At 34.6% G+C, this 2,237-nt stretch carries 5 protein-coding genes and 1 rRNA gene; 4 read left to right on the top strand and 2 right to left on the bottom strand.

Translation table 11 applies throughout. The annotated features are described in order from the left end of the window. The 3 genes from PSN35_RS07230 to PSN35_RS07220 all read left to right on the top strand — a co-directional run. On the top strand, positions 1-294 hold a 294-nt coding region (locus PSN35_RS07230; protein WP_300031500.1), incomplete at its 5' end, for a hypothetical protein. Continuing rightward, positions 295-996, top strand: coding sequence for a VWA domain-containing protein (locus PSN35_RS07225; protein ID WP_300031497.1), 702 nt, complete (start codon positions 295-297; stop codon positions 994-996). After that, a complete protein-coding gene (locus PSN35_RS07220; protein WP_300031494.1) occupies positions 989-1,459 on the top strand; it encodes a hypothetical protein in 471 nt (156 codons plus the stop codon). The genes PSN35_RS07225 and PSN35_RS07220 overlap by 8 nt, the downstream gene beginning before the upstream one ends. Here PSN35_RS07220 and PSN35_RS07215 read toward each other — a convergent pair. Together PSN35_RS07215 and PSN35_RS07210 are read right to left on the bottom strand one after the other, a co-directional pair. Then, positions 1,456-1,797 carry a type II toxin-antitoxin system PemK/MazF family toxin gene (locus PSN35_RS07215; protein ID WP_300031491.1) on the bottom strand — a complete coding sequence of 114 codons (342 nt, stop codon included), beginning with the start codon at positions 1,795-1,797 and terminating at the stop codon, positions 1,456-1,458. The genes PSN35_RS07220 and PSN35_RS07215 overlap by 4 nt on opposite strands. Then, entirely contained in the window at positions 1,794-2,045 is a 252-nt protein-coding gene (locus PSN35_RS07210) for a ribbon-helix-helix protein, CopG family (protein ID WP_300031488.1), read from the bottom strand. The genes PSN35_RS07215 and PSN35_RS07210 overlap by 4 nt, the downstream gene beginning before the upstream one ends. Between PSN35_RS07210 and PSN35_RS07205 the strand changes: the two genes are divergently transcribed. After that, positions 2,038-2,237 (top strand): 23S ribosomal RNA (locus PSN35_RS07205); the annotation flags it as partial. The genes PSN35_RS07210 and PSN35_RS07205 overlap by 8 nt on opposite strands.

Raw genomic sequence — 2,237 nt, 5'->3', positions numbered from 1 at the left:
AAAAAAAATCCACCTACTAGCCCAAAGCCAAAGAAAAAACCTAAAACAACAACATCAAGAGCAAGAAAAAAGCCAAAAAATTTGGTTGATAGAAAAAAACCCAAAGTCACATCAAAAGTTAATGCTACTCAATACGGTATTACTTCCAATACTTCAAAAGCAGAAACAGAAAGAATCCTTCTAGCGGAATTAGTGAAATGGCATAATGCAGAAAATTCATCTGATCTCGAAAGAAGAGAAGAGGCGAGAAAACACACAAGAAATTTAGCTATTTTAAGAGGAGAATTATTATAAATGCTGTTTAAAAAAAACACCAATAACGGATTTCAAAAAGTTTCAGAACCAGGAATTAATAATTCTAAGGATATAGATTCAAGTGCACGCATTCCTATTTGTTTAATTTTAGATACAAGTGGCTCTATGCACGGTAGAGGCATAGAAGAGTTAAACAAAGGAGTTCGGTTATTTTTTGATTTCATTAAAAAAGACACCACTGCCAAAAATCAAGCAGAAATTGCATTGATTACATTTGGTCCAGAAGTGAAGGTGGTTTTCGACTTTAGCGGAGTAAGTGATTCTATTCCTCCAACCTTATATGCTGATGGAGGAACACCAATGACTGAAGCGGTAGACAAGGCATTGCATCTGATAGATAAAAAGATTAAGAGATATAAAGATCAGAATTTTGCGTACCATAAACCTTGGATAATACTAATGACTGATGGGCAGCCAAATGGTGATATAACTAATGTTGCCAACATTAGCAAAACATTAGTTAACGATAGCAAGCTAATGTTTTTATCAATCGGAATAGGAGAATATGCAGATATGAATATTTTAAGACAGTTTTCTTCTAAAACCCCGCCTGTTACTATGGATGGGCTAAATTTTGACAAGTTATTCGATTGGATTGGGGAGAGTATTGGTGCTATTTCTCGCACTAAAGTTGGTGGCATTACACATCTTCCACAAATAAATTGGGACAAGCGTGAATAATTTTCTACAAGAATTGGATAGCATATTCTTGATTAAAAATAGTAGTTTTGGCTCCAGTGTAAAAATTTTATCAAGAAAATCTTTTACTGCTTATATTGTTCCAATGGGCGTATGGTTTTTCGCTTGGCTTATCTCAATGGCTATTTCTGGTTTTCTTGGTTTTTTAATGACTTTGGCTGGTGTTTATATTTTTCTACATATAAGAAGTTATGTTTTGTTTATGGATGACAAAGGTTTATGGGTTTTTCGTGGTGTATTTTCTTGGCAAAGAGGATTTTATGGGGTTAAGTGGGTTGATTTTGATGAAAGTTTATTTTATCAAAATTTTGCCAGTTGGGCGCTTAGATCATTCACTATTCTAGTAAAAAATAAGTATAAGAAAGAAGTGGAAATAGAACTAAAATATATGCATGATGGCGATAAAGTAGTGCATCAAATAAATAATTTCTTTTTAAGTCGTTAATCGCACTCAAACACAATATTTAATGCTTCTGTGCAAGCGGCTAAAGCTTGCTTATTAATAAATCCTAGTTTTTTAATCAAGCGTTTTTGTGATAGGCTGCGTACTTGAAAAAGGTCAACCGATGAGGTTTTTGTGAGTCCATTATTAGTATCAGGCTCAAGTGTTACCATCCACGGCACAGCACTATAGTGTGCTTTAAAGTCTGTTATTGGTGCAATAATTTTGAGTGGCAGTTTTCCAATTGTGTTGTTGTTTAGTATAATACACGGTCGGGTTTTTTTCATCTCAGAGCCAATAGTTGGATCAAGATTGATAAGGTAAATATCCCCTTGCTTCATAAGAAATCTTCACCATCCAAAATACCAAACTCAGTAAGTTCAGTATTGTTTTCATATTCGTGAGACATCATTTGCACAGCTTTTTTTAGTTTGTATTTTTCTTGTTGGGATAAATAGCGTTCTATGGCTATTTTTATAATCTCAGATTTTGATTGTTTAGACTCAGTTTTGAGCCTCCCCAATGCCATGTTAATAGGTTTAGGTAAAGAAAAGGTAATACGGTCGTAATTTTGTTCGGTTTTTATCATAATATAAGTATTCATTAAAGTATGTTTAAATTATACATTGCTTTTAGAGTAAGTAATGGAGTTTTAATATTGGTTTGACTGGGGCGGTCTCCTCCCAAAGAGTAACGGAGGAGCGCAAAGGTACCCTCAGCACGGTCGGACATCGTGCAATGAGCGCAAAGGTAAAAGGGTGCTTGACTGCGAGACTGACAC

The organism is Candidatus Thioglobus sp., from assembly GCF_028599055.1.
Lineage (GTDB): Bacteria > Pseudomonadota > Gammaproteobacteria > PS1 > Pseudothioglobaceae > Thioglobus_A.
The sequence above is the reverse complement of the archived record's forward strand: the minus strand, read 5'-3'. Positions and strand labels throughout refer to the sequence as shown.

Coding starts and splice junctions, on each gene's coding strand:
- PSN35_RS07215 (WP_300031491.1), bottom strand. CDS start 1,797: ATGAAGCAAGGGGATATTTACCTTATCAATCTTGATCCAACTATTGGC.
- PSN35_RS07210 (WP_300031488.1), bottom strand. CDS start 2,045: ATGATAAAAACCGAACAAAATTACGACCGTATTACCTTTTCTTTACCT.
- PSN35_RS07225 (WP_300031497.1), top strand. CDS start 295: ATGCTGTTTAAAAAAAACACCAATAACGGATTTCAAAAAGTTTCAGAA.